Annotated in this window: 18 protein-coding genes; 7 read left to right on the top strand and 11 right to left on the bottom strand. The window is 68.9% G+C overall.

Features of this window, described 5'->3' with window-relative positions:
- Positions 1 to 670: 670 nt before the first annotated feature.
- Complete coding sequence (locus OG272_RS43055; protein ID WP_328224503.1) at positions 671 to 1,918, bottom strand: CoA transferase; 1,248 nt, start codon at positions 1,916 to 1,918, stop codon at positions 671 to 673.
- Between the two features lie 535 nt (positions 1,919 to 2,453).
- Here OG272_RS43055 and OG272_RS43050 point away from each other — a divergent pair.
- The gene (locus OG272_RS43050; protein WP_405895822.1) at positions 2,454 to 3,059 is read left to right on the top strand and encodes a hypothetical protein; all 606 of its coding nucleotides are present in this window, start codon (positions 2,454 to 2,456) and stop codon (positions 3,057 to 3,059) included.
- Positions 3,056 to 3,883 carry a CoA ester lyase gene (locus OG272_RS43045; protein ID WP_327726616.1) on the top strand — a complete coding sequence of 276 codons (828 nt, stop codon included), beginning with the start codon at positions 3,056 to 3,058 and terminating at the stop codon, positions 3,881 to 3,883. The genes OG272_RS43050 and OG272_RS43045 overlap by 4 nt, the downstream gene beginning before the upstream one ends.
- Before the next feature lie 941 nt (positions 3,884 to 4,824).
- Here OG272_RS43045 and pntB read toward each other — a convergent pair.
- Together pntB and OG272_RS43035 are read right to left on the bottom strand one after the other, a co-directional pair.
- The gene (gene pntB / locus OG272_RS43040) at positions 4,825 to 6,243 is read right to left on the bottom strand and encodes a Re/Si-specific NAD(P)(+) transhydrogenase subunit beta (RefSeq protein ID WP_327726617.1); all 1,419 of its coding nucleotides are present in this window, start codon (positions 6,241 to 6,243) and stop codon (positions 4,825 to 4,827) included.
- A 6-nt stretch (positions 6,244 to 6,249) separates the two neighbouring features.
- Positions 6,250 to 7,782, bottom strand: coding sequence for a Re/Si-specific NAD(P)(+) transhydrogenase subunit alpha (locus OG272_RS43035; RefSeq protein WP_328224501.1), 1,533 nt, complete (start codon positions 7,780 to 7,782; stop codon positions 6,250 to 6,252).
- Positions 7,783 to 7,986: 204 nt separating this feature from the next.
- On the opposite strand from OG272_RS43035, the gene OG272_RS43030 reads away from it, so the two are divergent.
- The 5 genes from OG272_RS43030 (at position 7,987) to OG272_RS43010 (ending at position 14,122) form a co-directional block, all read left to right on the top strand.
- On the top strand, positions 7,987 to 8,784 hold the full coding sequence (locus OG272_RS43030) for an electron transfer flavoprotein subunit beta/FixA family protein (RefSeq protein WP_405895821.1): 798 nt from the start codon (positions 7,987 to 7,989) through the stop codon (positions 8,782 to 8,784).
- Between the two features lie 104 nt (positions 8,785 to 8,888).
- Positions 8,889 to 9,851, top strand: a complete 963-nt coding sequence (locus OG272_RS43025; protein ID WP_405895820.1) for an electron transfer flavoprotein subunit alpha/FixB family protein — start codon at positions 8,889 to 8,891, stop codon at positions 9,849 to 9,851.
- Positions 9,852 to 9,936: 85 nt separating this feature from the next.
- The gene (locus OG272_RS43020; protein WP_405895819.1) at positions 9,937 to 12,246 is read left to right on the top strand and encodes a heterodisulfide reductase-related iron-sulfur binding cluster; all 2,310 of its coding nucleotides are present in this window, start codon (positions 9,937 to 9,939) and stop codon (positions 12,244 to 12,246) included.
- A gap of 469 nt (positions 12,247 to 12,715) precedes the next feature.
- Positions 12,716 to 13,705: a GTP 3',8-cyclase MoaA gene (moaA, locus tag OG272_RS43015; protein ID WP_405895818.1), complete on the top strand. Its 990-nt coding sequence runs from the start codon at positions 12,716 to 12,718 to the stop codon at positions 13,703 to 13,705.
- A 246-nt stretch (positions 13,706 to 13,951) separates the two neighbouring features.
- Positions 13,952 to 14,122, top strand: coding sequence for a hypothetical protein (locus OG272_RS43010; protein WP_327726621.1), 171 nt, complete (start codon positions 13,952 to 13,954; stop codon positions 14,120 to 14,122).
- A gap of 5 nt (positions 14,123 to 14,127) precedes the next feature.
- On the opposite strand, the gene OG272_RS43005 is transcribed toward OG272_RS43010, so the two are convergent.
- From OG272_RS43005 to OG272_RS42970, 8 genes are all read right to left on the bottom strand, one after another.
- A complete protein-coding gene (locus OG272_RS43005; protein ID WP_328505483.1) occupies positions 14,128 to 14,931 on the bottom strand; it encodes an enoyl-CoA hydratase/isomerase family protein in 804 nt (267 codons plus the stop codon).
- Positions 14,924 to 16,543 carry a class I adenylate-forming enzyme family protein gene (locus OG272_RS43000; RefSeq protein ID WP_405895817.1) on the bottom strand — a complete coding sequence of 540 codons (1,620 nt, stop codon included), beginning with the start codon at positions 16,541 to 16,543 and terminating at the stop codon, positions 14,924 to 14,926. The genes OG272_RS43005 and OG272_RS43000 overlap by 8 nt, the downstream gene beginning before the upstream one ends.
- Entirely contained in the window at positions 16,540 to 17,328 is a 789-nt protein-coding gene (locus tag OG272_RS42995) for an SDR family oxidoreductase (RefSeq protein WP_405895816.1), read from the bottom strand. The genes OG272_RS43000 and OG272_RS42995 overlap by 4 nt, the downstream gene beginning before the upstream one ends.
- 73 nt (positions 17,329 to 17,401) lie before the next feature.
- Entirely contained in the window at positions 17,402 to 18,151 is a 750-nt protein-coding gene (locus OG272_RS42990; protein WP_326574328.1) for an SDR family oxidoreductase, read from the bottom strand.
- A gap of 67 nt (positions 18,152 to 18,218) precedes the next feature.
- Positions 18,219 to 18,578 carry a carboxymuconolactone decarboxylase family protein gene (locus tag OG272_RS42985; protein WP_327726624.1) on the bottom strand — a complete coding sequence of 120 codons (360 nt, stop codon included), beginning with the start codon at positions 18,576 to 18,578 and terminating at the stop codon, positions 18,219 to 18,221.
- Positions 18,575 to 19,414, bottom strand: a complete 840-nt coding sequence (locus OG272_RS42980) for an aspartate/glutamate racemase family protein (RefSeq protein WP_328224499.1) — start codon at positions 19,412 to 19,414, stop codon at positions 18,575 to 18,577. Before OG272_RS42980 ends, OG272_RS42985 begins: the two co-directional genes overlap by 4 nt.
- 30 nt (positions 19,415 to 19,444) lie before the next feature.
- Positions 19,445 to 20,407, bottom strand: a complete 963-nt coding sequence (locus OG272_RS42975) for an NAD-dependent epimerase/dehydratase family protein (RefSeq protein ID WP_405895815.1) — start codon at positions 20,405 to 20,407, stop codon at positions 19,445 to 19,447.
- The gene (locus OG272_RS42970) at positions 20,404 to 21,618 is read right to left on the bottom strand and encodes an acetyl-CoA C-acetyltransferase (protein ID WP_257562030.1); all 1,215 of its coding nucleotides are present in this window, start codon (positions 21,616 to 21,618) and stop codon (positions 20,404 to 20,406) included. Before OG272_RS42970 ends, OG272_RS42975 begins: the two co-directional genes overlap by 4 nt.
- Positions 21,619 to 21,627: the final 9 nt, after the last annotated feature.

The following is a 21,627-nucleotide window of genomic DNA, read 5'->3' as shown; positions in this document are numbered from 1 at the left end:
ACATTCGGGTCTGTTGCCACCTCGTGATGGACGCGTTTTCCTCGACCTCACCGTCGAACGCCGCATCGTTCCCTACTGCCGCAGGAGTGCCCACCGCCACGGGCCGTCCGAACAGCGCCTGACGAGCACGGGTGGCTCTGCGGCCAGCGGAGTGGCCGGCCAGCCGGGGGGCGTTGGTGACGCGGCTGTACAAGATCACGTCGAGGGCAGGGGCTGCCGGTGGGCGACAGCAACTCGGAAGCGCGTTCAGTCGCCGGTCTGCCGGATCGAGAACGTCAGGACGTCGCGGCGTTCGTCGATGACGGAGATCGAAACACTTCCGACACCGTCCGATACACCGGCGTCGTCAGAGCCGAGGAAGCAACGGTCGAACCGTTCGGTGCGACGTCGTCGTGTACGGCCCCGACGAGGAGGGAATCCGGCCGGACACTCAGGAAGGGTCCCCTGACACGACCGTCACGGGCCCTCCGTTCACCGTGCCAGGCCACACAACCGTCACTGCCGGTGTGTCGATCAAGGCTGACAGAAGACCACAAAGGCCCGCCCTTCTACCGGCACGCACCAAAGAAGAGCGGCCTGCGGCCGGACCCAGCACCGCCAACCGGCGTCGCCACCGGAGCACGAGTTCCGGGGGCGGTCACGCCCGCGCGGGCAGACTGCGCTGTCGCGGCTAGGGCGACCGTCGACTCCGCCGGCTGCCATCGCCGCTCACACGGACGACACCCGCGTCCTGCAGTCGGCCGATCTCCTCGCTCGAGAGGCCGAGGAGGTCGGACAGCACGTCCTCGGTGTGTTCGCCGAGGCGTGGAGCCGGCACGGGAGGCGCCCCGGTTCCGGCCCACCGCAGTGGTCGGCCAGTAGCCAGCAGAGGGCCGATCCCGGGTTGGTCCATCTCCGCCGCCACCGACGTCTCGTCAGCGCGTGCGGCGCGAGCCGCCTCGGCCATGTCCAGATACGGACTCCACAGGACCTTCGCGCGCTCCAGCAGTTCGCGCACCGTGCCGAAGTCCCGCTGGGCGAACCATGGCCTCAGCACGGCGGCGATCGTCTCCCGCAGCCGATACCTGTCGCCCTCCTGGCTCAGGTCCGCGCCCAGGGCCCGCTCCAGCGCGGCGAAGACGGCACCCGTCTCGGTGACGTCGCGCAGTGCGCGCCATTGCCCCTCGGTCAGGGCGACCACCATCAGCCGACGACCGTCCGAGGTCTCGAAGTCCACGCCGAAGGAGCCGTACATGTGGTTTCCCTGCCGGCCCCGCGGACCGCCCCTCATCTCCGCTTCCGCCAGCCATCCCATGCTGCCGACGCCGGCCAACGCCACGTCCGCCAGGGCGAGTTCGAGCTGGGCTCCCTGCCCCTCACGCTCACGATGGAGGACAGCGGCCAGGATTCCCGAGGCCACGACCATTCCGGACAGCAGGTCCCAGGCGGGCAGTACGTGATTGACCGGCTGCTCCCCGCCCTGGGGGCCGGTCATCTGCGGTACTCCCACTTCCGCGTTGATCGTGTAGTCGACGGCCGGGGACCCGTCACTCCTGCCCTGGAGGTGCACGTGGATGACGTCCTTGCGCCGAGCACGCAGTTCGTCGTACGTCAGCCGGTGCCTGCCGACCATGTTGTCCAGGAAGATCCCGGCCCCGCTTCCGGGCGCCGTGGCGAGGGCGAGCAGCAGTTCCCGTCCCTGCTCAGTACGGTGGTCGATCGTCACGGACCGCTTGCCCTTGTTCAGGCCGGCCCAGAACAGACTGTGCCCGGTGGAGGAGAGCGGCCAACGAAGGAAGTCGCTTCCACCGCCCGGAGGGTCGACCCGGATGATGTCCGCCCCGAGCTGGGCAAGAGCCAGGCCCGCCGAGGGGCCGGCCACGAAGGAAGCGCCTTCGACGATGCGCAGGCCGCCGAGCGGCCGGGGTGATGGCGTCAACGTGATTCCCTTCTGCGGAACGGCGCACTGCAGGTGCTTCCACAGCACACAAGAACCGCTGGACACCCTGGACCAGAGGGAACCGGTCAAGAGGAATCAACCGCCCTGCTTCCAGGCTGGGCGGGCATTTTCACCGTGCGCCCACAAGCGCCCCTCTATTGACAATCATGTAATTGTCTTACAACTATGTCAAGGTCGTCAGTCGACGGGCCGGGCCCATCAGCGGCGCAGCGCCCGCGTGCACCCCACCGCTCCCAAGGACGGACCGATGCAGCTCAGTACGAGTCCTCTGCAAGCGCACGTGGAGTCATGGAAGCCGGGCTCGGTCACCTGCGAGGACCCGCTGCTCCCAGGACCCGTCGCGGCGCTGGCAGCGCTGCTCGACAGACCCGAACCGGTCGCAGGCTCGGGGGCTCCTCTCCCGGCGCTGTGGCACTGGCTCTATTTTTTGGACTGGCCCGCCCAGTGCGATCTCGGGCCCGACGGCCACCCGGCTCACGGCCACTTCCTGCCCCCCGTCCCTGACCGTCAGCGGATGTTCGCCGGAGGGCGCTGCACCGTCTCCGAACCCCTGCGTCTCGGTGAGAAGGCCGAGCGGGTCAGCAGCGTTCAGAGCGTCGAGGTCAAGCACGGCAGAACCGGTGAACTGCTCTTCGTGACCCAGCGCAACGAGTTCCAGCAGGGGGGCCGGACCTGTCTCGTCGAGGAGCAGGACATTGTTTACCGGTCCGGACGCGGCCCCACCCGGAGCACTCCCGCGGCGCTCGAAGCGTTGGCGGAACCCCAGGCCGACGACGCGTGGCAGCTCTCACTGCAGCCGGACCCGCCCCTGCTGTTCCGCTTCAGCGCGCTCACCTCCAATGCCCACCGCATCCACTACGACCTGCCCTACGCCCGGGACGAGGAGGGCTATCCGGGGCTGGTGGTCCACGGCCCCCTTCTGGTGCTGCTCATGATGGATCTCGTCCACCGCAACGCCCCGGCCCGACAGGTGCGATCCGTGTCCTATCGTCTGCGCAGCCCGGCCTTCGCGGGCGAGCGCCTTCTCGCCGCCGGCACTCCGGTGGGCGGCCGGACGGAGCTGCGTATCGCCTCTGGCCGAGAGGCCCAGCACGCCACCGCCGAAGTGACGTTCGCATGACCATCGGCAGCAGGTACATCTCGTCGGCTCGTAGCTGGCTCTTCGTCCCAGGACACCGCCCGGACCGCTTCTCCAAGGCCGCCGCTGCTGGTGCGGACCTGGTCATCATCGACCTCGAAGACGCCGTCGCGGCTGAGGACAAGGCGCAGGCCCGCGCCAGTGCCGCCGCCTGGCTCGCTCAGGGGAACGACGCGGTCGTCCGGATCAATCCGCCGGGAACCCCGTGGTTCCAGTCCGACCTGGCGGAAGCGGCCCGCCACGGCTGCCCCGTCATGGTGCCCAAGGCGGATGATCCGGCCGTACTCACGGAAGTCGCCGCCCGGGTCGCCGGACGCTGCGAGCTCGTTCCCCTCATCGAGACGGCGGCGGGTGTGGAGCGGGCGTGGGAGGTGTGCGCCACGGTGGGCGTCGCCCGTGCGGCCTTCGGCAACGTCGACCTCGCCGGGCAGCTCGGTGTCGCCTGGGACGACCATGCCGCCCTCGCGTACGCGCGCTCCAAGCTCGTCTCGGCCTCCGCCGCGGCCGGCATCTGCCCACCGGTCGACGGGGTCACCACCGCGGTGAAGGACGCCGAGGTCCTGCACGAGGACGTCATGCACGCGCGCCGCCTGGGCTTCACCGGGAAACTCTGCATCCACCCGGCCCAGGTCGAGGCAGTCGGCCGGGGATTCGCCCCGTCGGAGGCCGAGTTGGAGTGGGCGCGCACCGTCATCGCCGCGGGGGACTCCGTCACCGCGGTCGACGGCCGGATGATCGACAAGCCCGTCCTGGAGAGAGCCAGGCGGCTTCTGGGCCAGACCCACGACTCCCACCCCGCGCCCTGATCCACTGGCTTCCGGGCCTCGCCCCGCACCGCGAGGCCCGGAACGCCGGGCGCGGTGGTGCGAGCCGGAGGCAGGCGGTAACTGAGGGTGACCGCCTGCCTCCGGAACCACCCCTTTGACGCTTGGCACCGCCTCACGAAGATGTTCGGCGGAGCTTCGTCGTCCGCCGATCACCACGCTGATCGCGGACGGCGATCACGGTAAGCGAAGTATCCTGGCCGTTCCCGCGGGAGATCCGGCCCAGGGCCGCCCCCAAGTACGGATCCTCGGTGTCGAGCCACTCGCCGCCGTCGGGTCGGGGCCGGCCCAATAGCCGCCAATGTGCAGCCCATACCTCGTCATACGGTGCCCCCATGTGCTCGCCGTGGCTCTCAGCCCGGGCTCACTCCTGTTCGACTCGTGGAGTGGTCTCTTGAGCCGCCCGCAGTCGGCGGCAGGTCAGGCCAGGAAGACGGCCGTGCATCCGACAAGACTGGTCAACACCATGTACCCAGCGGCCGCCCCACAGAGTTCACCCAGGGCAGCAGGGCCGTGGCGAGCATAGGTGTCAGGCCTCCCCCACCTTCGTCCCGCTCTCACGGCCGAGCCAGACACCGCTGCAGCGTACGCGCGTACCGAACAGGCCGGTGAAGAAGGCGGATTGGGCGGCATCGTGACGGCCGCTCCCCCGGCGACTCCGTCGTCACGGCCAAAAGAACTCCAACCCCGCACCGTAGGTCGCGAAGGCCGCCATCGTTCCGACAGCGGGACTCACGTAGAGGAAGAATTCCTCGTCGAACACGAGGGCGGCGCCAGGTCGTCGCACCTACGGCGCATGACGTGACCGGCCCTGGTGGCCCGGCGGTGGGTTGAGGGAAGCTCGGGAAAGACAGCGTGATGGATATCGGACGAGGCCGCGTCGCGGCCGGCCGAGACTGTGTCAGCGGCCGGCCGCGACTGCGTCAGAGTGCGCGCAGGATGTCCTCCACACGCTCCTTGGCGTCGCCGAAGAGCATCGCCGAGTTCTCCCGGAAGAACAACGGGTTCTGCACGCCGGCGTAACCGGAGGCCATGGACCGCTTGAAGACCACCACGTTGTCGGCCTCCCAGACCCGCAGCACCGGCATACCGGCGATCGGGCTGCCGGGGTCGTCCGTCGCCGACGGGTTGACGGTGTCGTTGGCGCCGATGACGAGCACCACGGACGTGCCGTCGAAGTCGTCGTTGATCTCGTCCATCTCCAGCACGATGTCGTAGGGCACTCTGGCCTCGGCCAGCAACACATTCATGTGGCCGGGGAGCCGCCCGGCGACCGGATGGATCCCGAAGCGGACGTCCTTGCCCTTCTCCCTCAGGATGCGGGTCAGTTCGGCCACACCGTGCTGCGCCTGCGCGACCGCCATGCCGTAGCCGGGGGTGATGATCACCGAGTCGGCGCCGGTGAGTATCTCTGCGACGCCTTCGGCACCGATCTCCCGGTGCTCCCCGAAGTCCCGGTCACCACCCGGGCCCGCCTCGATCCCGAAGCCACCGGCGATCACGGAGAGGAAGGACCGGTTCATCGCTTTGCACATGATGTAGGACAGGTACGCGCCGGAGGAACCGACCAGAGCACCCGTGATGATCAGCAGGTCGTTCTCCAGGAGGAATCCCGACGCGGCCGCGGCCCAGCCGGAGTAGCTGTTCAGCATGGACACCACGACCGGCATGTCACCGCCGCCGATCGAGGCCACCAGGTGCCACCCGAGCAGCAGCGCGATCGCGGTGACCGCCACCAGGAGCCAGAGGCTCGGCTCGATCACGAACCAGGTGGTCAACATGGCGAACACGAGGAGGGCGCCGACGTTGAGGGCGTTCTTGCCGGGCAGCGTCAGCGGCGCGGACTTCATCCGTGCGGACAGCTTGAGGAAGGCCACGACGGAACCGGTGAACGTCACCGCGCCGATGAACACACCGATGAACACCTCGGCATGATGGATGCCCAGGGTGTCCGTGACGCGCAGCGCCTGCGCTCCGCTGCCGTCGAGGTCCGCCTCGACGTGAAGGTATCCGTTCCAGCCGACCATCACCGCGGCCAGCCCCACGAAGCTGTGCAGGAGCGCGATCAGCTCCGGCATACCGGTCATCTCCACCGCCTTGGCCCGTCGGAGCCCGATGAGGGCGCCGACGGCGGTGGCGCCGATCAGCAGGCCGAGGCCGGAGTTCTCCAGGTCCTGGTCGATGGCCAGCGCGACCGTCGCGATCAGCGCCACCGCCATGCCGACGATGCCGAAGGTGTTGCCGGCCTTGGCGGTTTCGTGCCTCGACAGACCCGCCAGGGCCAGAATGAACAACAGTGCCGAGACGATGTATGCCGCCTGTGCGGCGGTGTCGACAGCCATGCGGGGTCAGCTCCTGGAGAACATGGCGAGCATGCGCCGGGTGACGGCGAACCCACCGAAGATGTTGATGGCGGCGAGCAGGATCGCGACGGACGAGACGGCCGTGATCGCCGTGTCCCCGTGGCCGATCTGCAGCAGCGCCCCGACCACGATGACGCCGGAGATCGCGTTGGTCACCGACATCAGCGGAGTGTGCAGGGCATGGTGCACATGCCCGATCACGTAGTAGCCGACCACGATCGCGAGAGCGAAGACGGTCAGATGGCCCTGCAGTGCACGCGGCGACAACGCGGCCGTCACGAACAGCAGTGCGCCGACTGCCGCGACCGCCGTGAACCGCTTGGCGGGTGAGGCGACTCGCGGAGCCGCGCTGTCGCCCCGAACCGCCGTCGCCGCCGCAGGCGCCGCCGCCGGAGTCGCCGACACCTGCACCGGCGGCGGGGGCCAGGTCAGCTCCCCCTTGCGCACGACGGTCATCGAACGCTGCACGACATCGTCGAAGTCCAGCACCAGCGTGCCGTCCTTGTCCGGCGTCAGCAGCTTCATGAGGTTGACCAGGTTGGTGCCGTACAACTGGGAGGCCTGGGCGGGAAGCCGGCCCACGAGGTCGGTGTAGCCGATGATGGTCACCCCGTTGTCGGTCACCACCTTGTGACCCGCGACGGAGCCCGCCACGTTGCCACCGTTGGACGCGGCCATGTCCACGATCACGCTGCCCGGCTTCATGTCGGCCACCATCTCGGCGGTGATCAGTCGCGGCGCCGGCCTCCCGGGGATGAGGGCGGTGGTGATGACTATGTCGACGTCCTGGCACTGCGTGGCGTACAGCTCCACCTCACGCGTCTTGTAGCCGTCCCCCATCTCCTTGGCGTACCCGGTCGCGCTGACCGCCGCCTCGGGAGACTCGATCGCCAGGTACTCGCCCCCGAGTGACCTGACCTGGTCGGCCACCTCCGGTCTCGGGTCAGTGGCACGCACCACTGCGCCCAGACTGCCGGCGGTGCCGATCGCCGCGAGGCCGGCGACACCGGCACCGGCGACCAGCACCTTGGCCGGAGGCACCTTGCCCGCGGCCGTGACCTGGCCGGTGAAGAACCGGCCGAACTCATGGGCCGCCTCGACCACGGCCCGGTAGCCGGCGATGTTGGCCATTGAGGACAGCACATCCAGAGACTGGGCACGTGAGATCCGCGGTACGGCGTCCATGGCGAGCACGGTGATCGGCCGCCCGGCCAGGTCCTCCACCCGGTCGGGCTCCCCCGTCAGCCCCAACTGGCTGACGAGCGTGGCGCCTTCGCGCAGCTCGTCCAACTGGTCTACCGACGGCGGGTTCACCCCGAACACGATGTCGGCCGCCAGGGCATCACCGATGGTGGCGCCCGCCTCGACATACGCGTCGTCGGGAAAGCTGGATGCCTCACCCGCACCCGGTTCGACCACCACGTCATAGCCGAGCTTCAGCAGTTGCGCGGCGGTCGTCGGCGTGGTCGCGACCCTCGTCTCGCCCGGTTTGGACTCCTTCACCACACCGATGAGCACGGCGTCCTCCTTTACGTCCGGCACGCCCGGTGTCGAGGCATCCACGGGCGTTGGCGTGAGCCGCCCAGCCATGGCCGATGCGTCGGTCCGTAGGGGTGCTTCGAGAGCAGTCAGTATTGATCTAACTAGGATTTAAATGTCATACTCTTCTCGCATTGTCAATAAAGAGCACGACTGTAGAGATCGTTTGTGAAGGGGCATGCATTGAGCTTGAGGATCGTTGTCACTGTGAAGTACGTGCCCGACGCCACTGGCGACCGGCACTTCGCCGATGACCTGACCGTCGACCGTGACGACGTGGACGGTCTGCTCTCCGAGCTGGACGAGTACGCGGTGGAGCAGGCGCTGCAGATCGCGGAGGAGTGCCAACGGGAAGGAGACGACGCCGAGATCACCGTGCTGACGGTGGGTCCGGAGGACGCCAAGGACGCGCTGCGCAAGGCGTTGTCGATGGGCGCGGACAAGGCGATCCACGTCGAGGACGACGACCTGCACGGCACCGACGCGATCGGTACGTCGCTGGTGCTGGCGAAGGCGATCGAGAAGGCCGGCTTTGACCTGGTGATCTCCGGTATGGCGTCGACGGACGGCACGATGGGTGTGGTTCCGGCGCTGGTCGCGGAGCGTCTGGGTGTTCCGCAGGTGACGCTGCTGTCCGAGGTGTCCGTCGAGGACGGGGTGGTGAAGGGCCGTCGTGACGGTGACACCGCCTCCGAGCAGCTTGAGGCGTCGCTGCCGGCGGTGGTGTCGGTCACCGACCAGTCGGGTGAGGCGCGTTACCCGTCCTTCAAGGGCATCATGGCGGCGAAGAAGAAGCCGGTGCAGGCCTGGGACCTGTCCGACCTCGACATCGAGGCGGACGAGGTCGGTCTGGAGGGTGCCTGGACGGCTGTCGACTCCGCGGCCGCGCGCCCGGCGCGTACCGCCGGCACGATCGTCAAGGACGAGGGCGAGGGCGGCAAGCAGCTCGCCGAGTTCCTCGCGGGCCAGAAGTTCATCTAAGGCCCTGTGGCCCGCCGCGACCCGTGGGTCCGGCCGAGGCCCGACCCTTCACCGCCCCGCCCCGCCCCCCTTTAGGCCTTCGCAATCCGCAGGAGAGCAATCCCATGGCTGAAGTTCTCGTCTACGTCGACCACGTGGACGGTGCCGTCCGCAAGCCCACCCTGGAGCTGCTGACCCTGGCCCGCCGCATCGGCGAGCCCGTCGCCGTCGCGCTCGGTGCCGGCGCCGCCGGCACGGCCGCCGCCCTCGCCGAGCACGGCGCGACCCGGGTTCTCACCCACGAGGCCGCCGAGTACGCCGACTACCTGGTCGTGCCGAAGGTCGACGCGCTGCAGGCCGCCGTCGAGGCCGTGTCCCCGGCCGCCGTCCTCGTCCCGTCCTCCGCCGAGGGCAAGGAGATCGCCGCCCGTCTGGCGCTGCGCATCGGTTCCGGCATCATCACCGACGCCGTCGACCTGGAGGCCGGTGACTCCGGTCCGGTGGCCACGCAGTCGGTGTTCGCCGCCTCCTTCACCACCAGGACCCGTGTCTCCAAGGGCACCCCGGTCATCACCGTCAAGCCCAACTCCGCCGCCGTGGAGGCCGCCCCGGCCGCCGGTACGGTCGAGGCGCTGGCCGTGACGTTCGGTGCGCTGGCCACCGGCACCAAGGTCACCGCGCGTACCCCGCGCGAGTCGACCGGGCGCCCGGAGCTGACGGAGGCCGCGATCGTGGTCTCCGGCGGCCGTGGCGTCAACGGCACCGAGAACTTCGGACTCATCGAGGCCCTCGCCGACTCCCTCGGCGCCGCCGTCGGCGCCTCCCGCGCCGCGGTGGACGCGGGCTGGTACCCGCACACCAACCAGGTCGGCCAGACCGGCAAGAGTGTCTCCCCGCAGCTGTACATCGCCAACGGCATCTCCGGCGCCATCCAGCACCGCGCCGGCATGCAGACCTCCAAGACGATCGTGGCCGTCAACAAGGACGCCGAGGCCCCCATCTTCGACCTCGTCGACTACGGCGTCGTCGGCGACCTCTTCGACGTCGTCCCCCAGCTCACCGAGAAGATCAACACCCGCAAGGGCTGAGACGTGCGTATTCCCGGCTCGGCGCCACAGTCACCCTTGGGCACGACCCGACCCCGTTCGGATTCGCTGAGAAAGTGATCCCCTCATGCAACTCGCCGCGATCATTGTGTCGTTGGTCCTGACCGTGGTCGGCGTTGCGCTGATCTCGCGGGCCGTGGCGCAGATCTACCGGTTCGTGAAGCTCGGTCAGCCCGTACCGGCGGGCAGCCGTACGGATGACCCGAAGGCGCGCTCGATCACCCTGGCCCGGGAGTTCCTCGGGCACACCCGGATGAACCGGTGGGGGATCGTCGGCTTCGCCCACTGGTTCGTCGCGATCGGCTTCCTGACGCTGCCGCCGACTCTCGCCCAGGCGTACGGCCAGCTGTTCCAGGCGGACTGGACGCTGCCGGTGATCGGCGGCTTCCTGCCGTTCGAGATGTACATCGAGTTCATCGGTGTGATGACGATCCTCGGCATCCTGGTGCTGATCGCCATCCGGCTGCTCAACCTGCCCTCCCGGGCCGGCCGCAAGTCGCGTTTCGCGGGCTCCAAGGCCTGGCAGGCGTACTTCGTCGAGTACGTCATCCTCACCATCGGTCTCGCGATCTACGTGCTGCGCGGCCTCGAGGGCGCCATCCACCACGTGGACCACTACGAGGCCGGGTACTTCGCCTCGTACCCGCTGGTCCTCGCCTTCAAGGACCTGGACCCCTCCACCCTGCAGAACCTGGTGTACTTCGTCGCGATGATCAAGATCGGCACCTCGCTGATCTGGATGATCACGGTCTCGCTGAACACCAACATGGGTGTCGCCTGGCACCGCTTCCTCGGCTTCCCGAACATCTGGTTCAAGCGCAACGCCGACGGCGCGACGGCGCTGGGCGGTCTGCAGCCCATGACGTCGGGCGGCAAGCCGATCGACTTCACCGACCCCGGTGACGACGACGTCTTCGGTGTCAGCCAGGTCGAGCAGTTCTCCTGGAAGGGCATCCTCGACTTCTCCACCTGCACCGAGTGCGGCCGCTGTCAGTCGCAGTGCCCGGCCTGGAACACCGGCAAGCCGCTCTCCCCCAAGCTGCTGATCATGTCGCTGCGGGACCACGCGCACGCCAAGGCCCCCTACCTCCTCGCCGGTGGCGGCAAGACCATGGAGGGCGAGGAGAAGGCGTCCGAGGAGCAGCTGGCCTCCGTGCCCGCTTCGGCTCTCGCCGAGGCCGAGCGGCCGCTGATCGGGACCGTCGAGGAGAACGGCGTCATCGACCCCGACGTCCTGTGGTCCTGCACCACCTGCGGCGCCTGCGTCGAGCAGTGCCCCGTCGACATCGAGCACGTCGACCACATCGTCGACATGCGCCGCTACCAGGTGATGATCGAGTCCGCGTTCCCGTCCGAGGCGGGCACGATGCTCAAGAACCTGGAGAAGAAGGGCAACCCCTGGGGCCTGGCGAAGAAGCAGCGCCTGGAGTGGCTCAAGGAGGTCGACTTCGAGGTCCCGGTCGTCGGCAAGGACATCGAGGACCTCTCCGAGGTCGAGTACCTGTACTGGGTCGGCTGCGCCGGCGCCCTGGAGGACCGGGCCAAGAAGACCACCAAGGCCTTCGCGGAGCTGCTCCACATGGCGGGCGTCAAGTTCGCCATCATGGGCGGCGACGAGAAGTGCACCGGCGACTCCGCCCGCCGCCTCGGCAACGAGCCCCTGTTCCAGGAGCTCGGCATGGAGAACGTCATGGCACTGAACATGGCGTTCGGCGAGGAGATGGACGACGACGGCAAGGTGACCGAGGAGTCCCGCAAGCCCAAGTCGGCCAAGAAGATCGTCGCCACCTGCCCGCACTGCCTCAACACCATCGGCAACGAGTACCCGCAGCTCGGCGGCGACTACGAGGTCATCCACCACACCCAGCTGCTCCAGCACCTCATCGACGAGGGCAAGCTGATCCCGGTGACCCCGGTCGAGGGCCTCATCACCTACCACGACCCCTGCTACCTGGGCCGCCACAACAAGATCTACACGCCCCCGCGCGAGATCATGACCGCCGTCCCGGGCCTGCGCCAGCAGGAGATGCACCGCCACAAGGAACGCGGCTTCTGCTGTGGCGCCGGCGGCGCGCGGATGTGGATGGAGGAGCGGATCGGCAAGCGCATCAACAACGAGCGCGTCGACGAAGCCCTCTCCCTCAACCCGGACATCGTCTCCACCGCCTGCCCGTTCTGCCTCGTCATGCTCACGGACTCCGTGAACGGCAAGAAGGCTGCAGCCGAAAGCGGCTCCGCCGCGGGCGGCAAGGCCAAGGAGTCCATCACGGTCGTCGACGTCGCCCAGCTGCTCCTGGAGTCCGTCAAGACCCCGGCACGTTCCACCAACACCTGGCCCGCGACCACGAAGCCCTCCCCGCCCGTTCCCAAGCCGTAATCCACCTCCTTATGACAAAACGTCAGGGAAAACGGAGCGCGCCTCGAGCTGCGCCGTAGCCAGGGACAAAAAACTCCCTCCCACCGCAGTCATACGCGATGGCATGCTGGCGGGCAGTCGGTGATTGCTTGCCGAGCCCGGCATTCGTCGGACACTGAGCCCAGCGAGCGCAACAGCATCCCGACGCCATGGAAGTGACGGCGCGGGAAGCGGCAATGCCATCACTTTCTGCCAGACGGCGATTCCGACCTGCCGTCGACCCCCGCATTCGCGGCTGCCTACTCAAACCGCAGAGGGACGGAGCTGGAGGGCCGAGTGGCTGGCGGCACAGCGCTGTTCGTCGGCACGGTGTGTAGTCACCACTGGATTCTTGATCATTCATTCGGACCAAAAATGTCTGCCGACATGCGGTTCGACCGGACACGTCTTCCAGGGCCTTGTGTTCGGTCCGACGAGGGAGGGGGCCCACGTGCTCATCGACACCTACGGCCGAGTGGCCACCGACCTGAGGGTCTCGCTGACCGACCGGTGCAATCTGCGCTGTACGTACTGCATGCCCGAGGAGGGCCTGCAGTGGCTGGCCAAGCCCGACCTGCTCGACGACGACGAGATCGTCCGTCTCATCGACATCGCCGTCCGCGTCCTGGGCGTCACGGAGGTCCGCTTCACCGGCGGTGAGCCGCTGCTGCGCCCCGGCCTGGTCGGCATAGTGGAGCGCGTGGCGGCTCTCGCCCCCCGCCCCCAGATGTCCCTGACCACCAACGGCATCGGCCTCAAGCGCACGGCGACGGCCCTGAAGGCGGCGGGCCTGGACCGGGTGAACGTGTCCCTGGACACCATCCGCCCGGACGTCTTCAAGACCCTCACCCGCCGGGACCGGCACAAGGACGTCCTCGAAGGCCTGGCCGCCGCCCGCGACGCCGGCCTGACCCCCGTCAAGGTCAACTCGGTCCTGATGCCGGGCCTGAACGAGAACGAGGCCCCCGACATCCTCGCCTGGGCCGTGGAGCACGACTACGAACTGCGCTTCATCGAGCAGATGCCCCTGGACGCCCAGCACGGCTGGAAGCGCGACGGCATGGTCACGGCGGGCGACATCCTGACGTCACTGCGCACCCGTTTCGACCTGACCCCCGAGGGCCAGGACGAGCGCGGCTCGGCCCCGGCGGAACGCTGGCTGGTGGACGGCGGCCCGCACCGCGTCGGCGTCATCGCCTCCGTCACCCGCCCCTTCTGCTCGGCCTGCGACCGCACCCGCCTCACCGCCGACGGCCAGGTCCGCACCTGCCTCTTCGCCCGCGAGGAGACCGACCTGCGCGCCGCCCTGCGCTCCGGCGCCCCCGACGAGGAGATCGCCCGCATCTGGCGCCTGGCGATGTGGGGCAAGAAGGCGGGAGCGGGCCTGGACGACCCGTCCTTCGTCCAGCCCGACAGGCCCATGTCGGCAATCGGGGGCTGATCAGCATCGTGGACCGCACCGCCAAGGGCCGTGACGCTTCAACAACGGCAGCTGCTCACCGGCAGCTCGTGGTTTACCCGCCCAAGGCCCGTTACGGCCGTCGAAGACGGTGTGTATACCCCGATTGCACCGTTGCGCCCTGAGCAGTGTGCTCCCCGATCCGCAGGTCACGGCAGGCCGCTGCTCACCGCCGAACGGTGCGACGGCGGGGATCGCGCGAAGCGCGAGAGGAGTGTCGGAAGGCACATGCGAAAGTCCCGTAACGCCGAGCTGCGGCTGTTCACCCCCGAGTGCACGAAGCCGGCCGATCACCGACCGCAGCTCACCTACGCGCTCAGGCCGCCTCCCGCGTGCACGGCCCCTGACTGGCGCGCCGTCCTCCACGGCCCGCAGGCGACGGCCTGCCTGACGACCTGAAGCAGTCAGCCGCGCTGTGCCGTCGCGAGACTGAACCTTTCCATGACGGCGACGATGCGTTCTCGGACCTCGGGGCGCGCGATCAGTTCGATGTTCGCGGCGAGGCTGTCGCGCAGGGCTGTCTCGAAGGCCGGTGTCGACGCACCGCGGGCGATGCCTTTGACCCGCGCGAAGGTCTCGACGGGCCCGTGAGCCATCTCCGTCGCCCACCGCAATGCGCAGGCATCCAGTTCGTCGGGCTCGCACACCTCGTTCACGATGCCGAGGCCGAGAGCCCGGTCGGCGTTGACGAAGGCGCCCGATGCCAGCAGAGCGGTGGCGGCGGGCAGGCCCGCCACCGCGGGAAGCAGGTAGGCGCCGCCGGCCACGGGGACCATCCCAAGGTTGACGTAGCTCTCGGCGAAACGCGCGGTGGAAGCGGCCACACGCACGTCACAGGCGAGGCCGAAATCGAGTCCACCGGCCGTGGCCGCGCCGTTGAACGCGGCGACGATCGGCTTCGAGGCGCCCCAGATGAGGCGGATGGTGCGTTGTACGGCGGGCATCCACACGTCGGCGAGGTAGTCCATCAGGCCGTCGGCGCCGTCGCCCTGGTACACGTCGAACATCTCCCGGACGTCGGCCCCGGCGCAGAACACCGAACCCGTCCCGGTCAGCACGACCGCTTTGACCCCGTCCGTGTCGCACAGCCTCTGGACAGCGTCACCGAGTTCCGTAGCGACGACCGGCGTCACCGAGTTGCCACGTTCCGGACGGTTCAGCCGCACCGAACCGATCACGTCCGTACCGTCGACCACGACCTCATCCACGAGGGGTCACCACCTTTGTCACGTTGGCAGGGACGTGGGCGGGATCCGCCACCCACGCGCGGAGCATCCGCTTGATGTCGCCGCGAGCGATCTTGGACTCGCCGGAGGCCCGAGGAATCGGGTCGCTCGAGAGGTAGACGTGGCGGGGATTCTTGAATCCGGCCAGTTTGCCGCGCACCCAGTCGGTGAGCTCCTCCGGCTTGAGGGCGTCGAGGTCGGGTGCGTGGACCAGCGCCGCCGGGGTCTCGCCCCACTGCTCGTCGGGAACGCCCACCACGACGGCCTCACGCACTCCGGGATGCTCTTCAAAAGCGCGTTCGATCTCGACAGGCTGGATGTTGGTGCCGCCGGTGATGATCGTCTCGCTGGCGCGGCCGACGATGAAGACCCGGCCCTCCTCGTCGAAGTGGCCCAGGTCCGATGTGCGCCACCAGCCGTCGGCAAGAAGGCGTTCGGCGTGCTCGGCCTCCGCGCCGAGGAGAGCAGTGGTGATGCTCGGGGTGCGGATCACCAGTTCTCCCTGGGTGCCGGGCGCCACCTCCTCGAGCACCTCACCGCCCACGAGGAGGGAGAACTCCACGCCGGGAACGGGCCGGCCGATGGAGGGCCACAACGCGGGTGTCCTCATCTCCTGCCGGCTGAGCAGTGTGGTGGACGCGGGTGCCTCGGTCTGTCCCCAGCACTGGAGCAGTGCGTCCGTATGCTCGCTGACGGTCTCGAGCGCCGGAAGGGCGGCGGGTTCACCGGCCAGCATCAGGCAGGAGAGCTGTGCGTCACGCAGCAGCGGGAGTTCGTCGGAAGCGCTGATCCGGCGCAGCATGGTGGGAACGGCGAACATCCAGTCGATCCGCTCGTCCTTGATCACCCGGAGTGTCTCGTCCGCGTCGAACCGTGGCAGGACCACGTTCGTGCCCCCGCACAGCAGCGTGGGCAGAACACTCCAGCCGCCCGCGTACACCAGGGGCGCCACCTGAAGGGTTCGGGGAGCGAGAGTCGGTCCGCTCGTGCTCATCACCCAGGTGTTGCCGAGGATCGCCGCGCGTGCCCCACGGTGCGAGATGGCGATGCCCTTGGGCCGTCCCGTCGAACCGGAGCTGAACCTGATGTGGTAAAGGTCGTCGGGCCCCACGTGGACCCGTGGCCGCAGTGGCGAACCCGCGGCGGCCAATGCGTCGAACGAACGCCAGCCCGGCCGTTCGCCGAGGACGACCTTCAGGAGTTCGTCGCCGTCGACGACCTCGTCGACAGCGGCGGCAGCCGGACCGTCCGCGACCACGAGGCGGACGTCGGCGAGTTCCATGCACCGGCGGAGCTCGTGCGGCGTGAACCGGTGGTTGAGCGGGACCTTGACCAGTCCCGCCTTCAGCAGCGCGAACTCGAGCACGACGTACTCGACGTGGTTCTGCGCGACGTAGGCCACCCGGTCGCCCGGGGCCAGTCCGAGGCCGATGAAGGCGTTGGCCAGCCGGTTCGACGCCTCGGTCAGGTCGGCGACGGTGAGCCGGTGCCGGCCGTCGGGTCCCTCGACCGCGACGGAGTGGCGGGGCCGGCGCTCGATCTGGCTCATGAGCTGGACGACCGTCTGCGCCGCGTCGTTGGTTGCGGTAGTCATGGCTTGAGCCCCTGCCCAAAGGACATCGGCATCGTGGCGAGCGACAGCCCGCCGTCGACGACGATCGTCTGGCCGTTGATGGCCGCACTGCGAGGGGAACAGAGAAACGCCATGACCTCGGCGACTTCTTCCGGCGTGGGGTAGGCGCCGGAGGGTGTCTGGGCCAGCCAGTGGCGTTCGTAGTCCTCCCAGGCCTCGCCGGCGTAGTACCGGAAGGAATCGGTGTCGATGGGCCCCGGGCAGACCCCGACGGCGGTGATGCCGCGGCTGCCCAGTTCGATCGCGAAGTACTTCACGATCGTCTCCATGGCGGCCTTCGCGGCGCCGAGGAGTCCATGTCCCGGGAGGACGCGGAAGCTGTCCCATCCCGAGACGGCGACGATCCTCCCGCCGGGCGGCATGTGCTGGGCGCCGGCGCGCGCCAGATCGAGGAAGCCCTGGACCGTGATGCCCATCGTCTTGGCTATGTGATGGGAGTGGATCTGTGTCAGCGGCTTGAACGCGCTGGCTGCCGCATTGGCGACGATGACGTCGATCTTGCCGAATCGGTCGGCCGCGGTCTCCACGAGCGCCTCGACGGCTTCGGTGTCCGAGATGTCGGCCTGCACGGCCAGGGCACTGCCGCCGGCTTCCTCGATACGGGCGACGGTCTGCTCCGCCGCCTCGGCGTCGCGCCGGTAGTTGACGACGACGTTGGCGCCTTCGCCTGCGAGCCGGAGCGCGAGGCACCGTCCCATGCCACGAGAACCACCCGTGATGATGATCGTCTTGCTGTCGAGTTCCATGTTGTCCTCACCAACGGGAGTTGTCCGTGCGTGCCGCCGCCGGCCGCACCGCACTCGTCATGTGTGTCCGGGTCTACGACCCCATGGTCAGACCGCCGCCCACGCACAGGGTCTGGCCGGTGATGTAGCTCGCGTCGTCGAGCGCGAGGAACGTGAGGGCGGCGGCGATCTCCTCCGGCTCGCCCGCCCTGCGCAGCGGGACCCCCCGCACGATCTTCGACAGCAGTGAGTCCCCGCCCTGGCTCTCCAGCAGTGGCGTGGCCGTGATCCCGGGGGCCACCGCGTTGACCCTGATGCCGTGGCGGGCCCATTCGCGGGCGAGTGACTTGACCAGTGCGATGACGCCCGCCTTGGCCGCGGAGTAGACGGTTTCGCCCGAGGTTCCCACCGTGCCCGCCTCGGACGAGGTGAGGACGATGCTGCCGCCGTTCTCGCGCAGCACCCTTCCCGCCGCCGCCGAGAGGTAGATGCTCGACATCAGGTTCACGTCGATGATCCGTCGCCAGTACTCGGGCGACTCGTCGAGGAACGGTGTGATGGCCGTCCAGCCCACAGTGGAAATCACGTGGTCGACGTGTCCCAGTGCATCGACGGCTTCCTCGAGCATGCGGTCACAGGCTTCCGGGTCGGTCGCGTCCCACGGCTTGTCACCCAGGGCGACGATGTTCGGGTGCTCCTTCGCCAGCGTCTGGACGGCCTCGGCATTCAGATCGGCCGCGGCGGTGGTGATGCCCGTGTCCGCCAGGCGCAGGGCCGTGGCGCGTCCGATGCCGGAGCCGGCGCCCACCACGAGAGCCTTCTTCGGCTGATTGACGTCGGCCATATGTCCTCCTGTCGATGCCTTCGGCCTTCCGAAGGGGGCGTTGCGGGTAGTGGGACAACGTTTCTGGTCACTTCAGCTCGTCGTGCGCCCAGCTGAGCGCTTCGACGACCGGGACCAGGCCCATGGAAGTGCCGAGCATGAGGATGACGACCTGCTCGATCTCCTCCATCGTCGCGCCCGCGTCCTTGGCGCGGGTGCAGTGGACGCGGAACCCGCCCTCGTTGCGGGTGACGGCGAAGCCTGTCAGCAGACAGAGTTCGCGCTGCTTCGCGTCCAAGGTGCCGTGCGCGTCGGCCGCGTGACGCAGTCCGCGGAACGCGTCCGCCACGGCGTCCGAGGTCTCCCTCAGCCGGTCGAGGTTGGACACGAAGGTGTCCTGCTTGCTCAGGGGGTAGACCGGCGGTCCGATGGGCTGGGGCGCGCTCACTTCTTCTCCTCAGGGGCCTCGGTGGCGGGGTCTGCGAGCCGGGCCAGTGCGGGCAGCCCGTAGCTCTCGGCGTATTCGGCCGCCGCTGCCCCGATCACGTCGGTGGGGGCCTTGGCGTACAGGCGTCGCCGGCTGACGAAGGAACCCGCCGCGGCACGGATCCGTACCGCCGACTCGGTCATGGCCAGCAGGGTCGCCGTGCCGTCGAGAACGGGCGCGCCGTCCACCTCGCGCAGACCGACGGAGTTGAGGAACGCCGTGATACGGCCGCCCGCCGGGATGATGACCTCGGCCCCGCGGGCCATGGTCGCCCGGGCCGCCGCCAGGAACGAGTCGGTGGCACGCTTGCGGCCCTCGTCGTCGGAGAAGCAGGCGTCCAGCTCGTGCGGGGTGAGGTCCATGCACTCGATGCCGGCCAGTCGTTCGCGCAGCCCGTACTTGGCGACGTTCTCCTCGAAGCGTCCCCCGAAGTAGGGGTTGACGCCCACCAGGGCGAACTTGCTGCCCATGAGGCACGCGGTCAGCATCGAGGTCTCCCCGTAGCCGAGCACGGGGATGTCGACCATGGAGCGGGCCTCGCGCAGCGCGGGGTCCAGGATGTTCCCGATCGCGACCGCGTCGAAGCCGGACTGCTCCGCGTCCAGCACGGAATCCAGGATCGACACGGAGTCGAGGGCCTCCCAGAACCGGAAGCTGTCGATGCGTCCGACCCGGGCCCCCCTCAGTTCGACCTCGGTGCCTTCGGAGACGAAGTCATCGATGTACCGGCGCAGGAACGGGAAGTAGTTCGAGGAGTACGCGGCGTTGGACAGACTCAGATACAGGATGCGGGTCACAGGGTTCGTCTTCCGATCTCTGGGTTCCGGTCACTGGGCTCGGTCGACGCCCTTGACGTCTTCGCGGTACCAGTCGACGAACTCCCGCAGGCCGCTGAGCAGGTCGGTCGTCGCGGTGAGGCCCAGCACCGAGGCCAGCCTCCCGGCGCTGACGTGCTGGTACCTGGTGCGCTCGGCACGCCAGTCGATGACGTCCGGATCGGAGCCCTCGACGCGTACCAGCGCGGTGTAGAGCTCCTCCGCCGTGACCGGCGTGCCGACGACGTTGACCGCCGTACGCTCGACGCCGGCCGTCTCGACCGCGCGGACCGTGGCCCGTGCCGCGTCGTGGACGTGGATGAGGGCATGCACGGAGTCCTTCTGCCAGGGCACCGACGGGCGTTCGCCGCGGTCGAGCGCGTCGAGGATGCCGATCAGGATGCCGGCGTTGCCGTCACGGTTGGCCCGCGGTCCGTAGATCGTGCCGTAGCGGAGGATCACGTACGGAGCACCGCCGGCCTGGGCGAAGGCCTCGGCGAAGGCCTCGGCGGCCAGTTTGCCCGCCGCGTACATGTTCAGGCCGCGACGGATCGACGCCTGGTCCTCGGTGAAGGGGGGCGCGGCCGGGTCGTCGAAGGGACCGTAGACCAGGTGGGTCGACCCGAGCACCAGGCGCTCGACACCGTGCCGGGCCGACAGGCTGATCAGGTCGTACGCCGCGCCCACGTTCACGTCGTGTGCGGCGCGCGGCGACGCCGAGGCGGCGTGGGAACGGACCGCAGCCAGGTGGATCACCGTGTCGCTGGTACTGACGGCCTTGTCAAGCGCGTCGGTGTCGCGCAGGTCCATGGGCAGGAACTCGACATGCTTCAGGGCGGCCAGTGCTTCAGCGCGCTCGGAGCGCACTACATCCGTGGCCACCACGTCGTAGTGGCCGGCCGCACTGAGTTGCTCGACCACGTGCGAGCCGAGGAATCCGGCGGCCCCGGTCACCAGGACACGTCGCCGGCTCATCGCGCGACCCGCTCGAAGATCGCCGCGATCCCCTGGCCGCCGCCGATGCACATGGTCTCCATTCCGTAGCGCGCGTCGCGCCGGTCGAGTTCCCGCAGCAGGTTCGCGAGGATCCGGCCGCCGGTGGCGCCGATGGGATGGCCGAGGGAGATACCCGAACCGTTGACGTTGACCCGCTCCAGGTCACCACTGCCGAGTTTCCACTCGCGCAGACAGGCGAGCACCTGGGCGGCGAAGGCCTCGTTGAGCTCGACCAGGTCGAGATCGGACCACTGGAGCCCGGCTCGTTCGAGCGCTCGCTGCGCCGCGGGTACGGGCCCTATACCCATACGGTGCGGCTCCACCCCGGCCAGCGACCAGCTCACCAGCCGGGCGTATGCACGCAGTCCGAGCTGCTCGGCGCGCTGCGGCGTCGTCACGATGGCGACGGCGGCCGCGTCGTTCTGGCCACTGGAGTTGCCCGCGGTCACGGTCGCCCCGTCGATGGTGCCCTCGAGCAGCGGCCGTAGCCGGGCCAGCGACTCGACCGTGGTCCCCGGCCGGGGGTGCTCGTCGGCGGTGACCGTGAGGTCGTCTCCCTTGCGAGCCGGCACCACGACCGGGATCGTCTCGTCGGCGAAGAGGCCGCGCTCCATCGCGCTGACGGCGCGGGCGTGCGAGCGGACCGCCCACTCGTCCTGTTCCGTGCGGCTGATGCCGTACTCGGCACGCAGGTTCTCAGCGGTTTCGATCATCCCGCCGGACACGGGGAAGCGTCGGCCGCCCGAGTTGCCACGCGGCTGGGCAAGCCGGTCGAGCAGCTGGGGCTGACGCCCCTGGTTCCATCGCATACCGGGGATGTAGTACTCGGCCTGGCTCATGCTTTCCGCGCCACCCGCCAGCACGAGTTGCGAGCCGCCGGTGGCCACCTGCATGCAGGCGTAGATCACGGCCTGCAGCCCCGATCCGCAACGCCTGTCGATCTGCAGGCCAGGAACGGTGATGTCCAGGCCCGCGTCCAGGGCGGCGATCCGGCCGATGGCCGCTGCCTCCCCGTTGGCGTAGCCCTGGCCGAAGATCACGTCGTCGATGGCGTCGGCGGTGACGCCGGTGCGGTCGACGAGGCCCTTGACCACCGTGGCGGCGAGGTGGGTGACCGGTACGTCCCTGAACACGCCCCCATAGCGCCCGACCGGGGTACGGACAGGCTCACAGATGACGGCCTCGAACATTAGTACGAC

It is taken from the genome of Streptomyces sp. NBC_00104 (assembly GCF_045160825.1).
In the GTDB taxonomy this organism is placed as follows: Bacteria; Actinomycetota; Actinomycetes; order Streptomycetales; family Streptomycetaceae; genus Streptomyces.
The sequence above is the reverse complement of the archived record's forward strand: the minus strand, read 5'-3'. Positions and strand labels throughout refer to the sequence as shown.

Bases quoted from the DNA above. Each gene is read 5' to 3' on its own strand.
- OG272_RS42975 (WP_405895815.1), bottom strand. From the start codon at position 20,407: ATGAGCCGGCGACGTGTCCTGGTGACCGGGGCCGCCGGATTCCTCGGC.
- pntB (WP_327726617.1), bottom strand. From the start codon at position 6,243: ATGGCTGTCGACACCGCCGCACAGGCGGCATACATCGTCTCGGCACTG.
- OG272_RS42995 (WP_405895816.1), bottom strand. From the start codon at position 17,328: ATGGAACTCGACAGCAAGACGATCATCATCACGGGTGGTTCTCGTGGC.
- OG272_RS43045 (WP_327726616.1), top strand. From the start codon at position 3,056: ATGACCATCGGCAGCAGGTACATCTCGTCGGCTCGTAGCTGGCTCTTC.
- OG272_RS43010 (WP_327726621.1), top strand. From the start codon at position 13,952: ATGCGAAAGTCCCGTAACGCCGAGCTGCGGCTGTTCACCCCCGAGTGC.
- OG272_RS42990 (WP_326574328.1), bottom strand. From the start codon at position 18,151: ATGGCCGACGTCAATCAGCCGAAGAAGGCTCTCGTGGTGGGCGCCGGC.
- OG272_RS42970 (WP_257562030.1), bottom strand. From the start codon at position 21,618: ATGTTCGAGGCCGTCATCTGTGAGCCTGTCCGTACCCCGGTCGGGCGC.
- OG272_RS43000 (WP_405895817.1), bottom strand. From the start codon at position 16,543: ATGACTACCGCAACCAACGACGCGGCGCAGACGGTCGTCCAGCTCATG.
- OG272_RS43020 (WP_405895819.1), top strand. From the start codon at position 9,937: ATGCAACTCGCCGCGATCATTGTGTCGTTGGTCCTGACCGTGGTCGGC.
- OG272_RS43025 (WP_405895820.1), top strand. From the start codon at position 8,889: ATGGCTGAAGTTCTCGTCTACGTCGACCACGTGGACGGTGCCGTCCGC.
- OG272_RS43050 (WP_405895822.1), top strand. From the start codon at position 2,454: ATGTTCGCCGGAGGGCGCTGCACCGTCTCCGAACCCCTGCGTCTCGGT.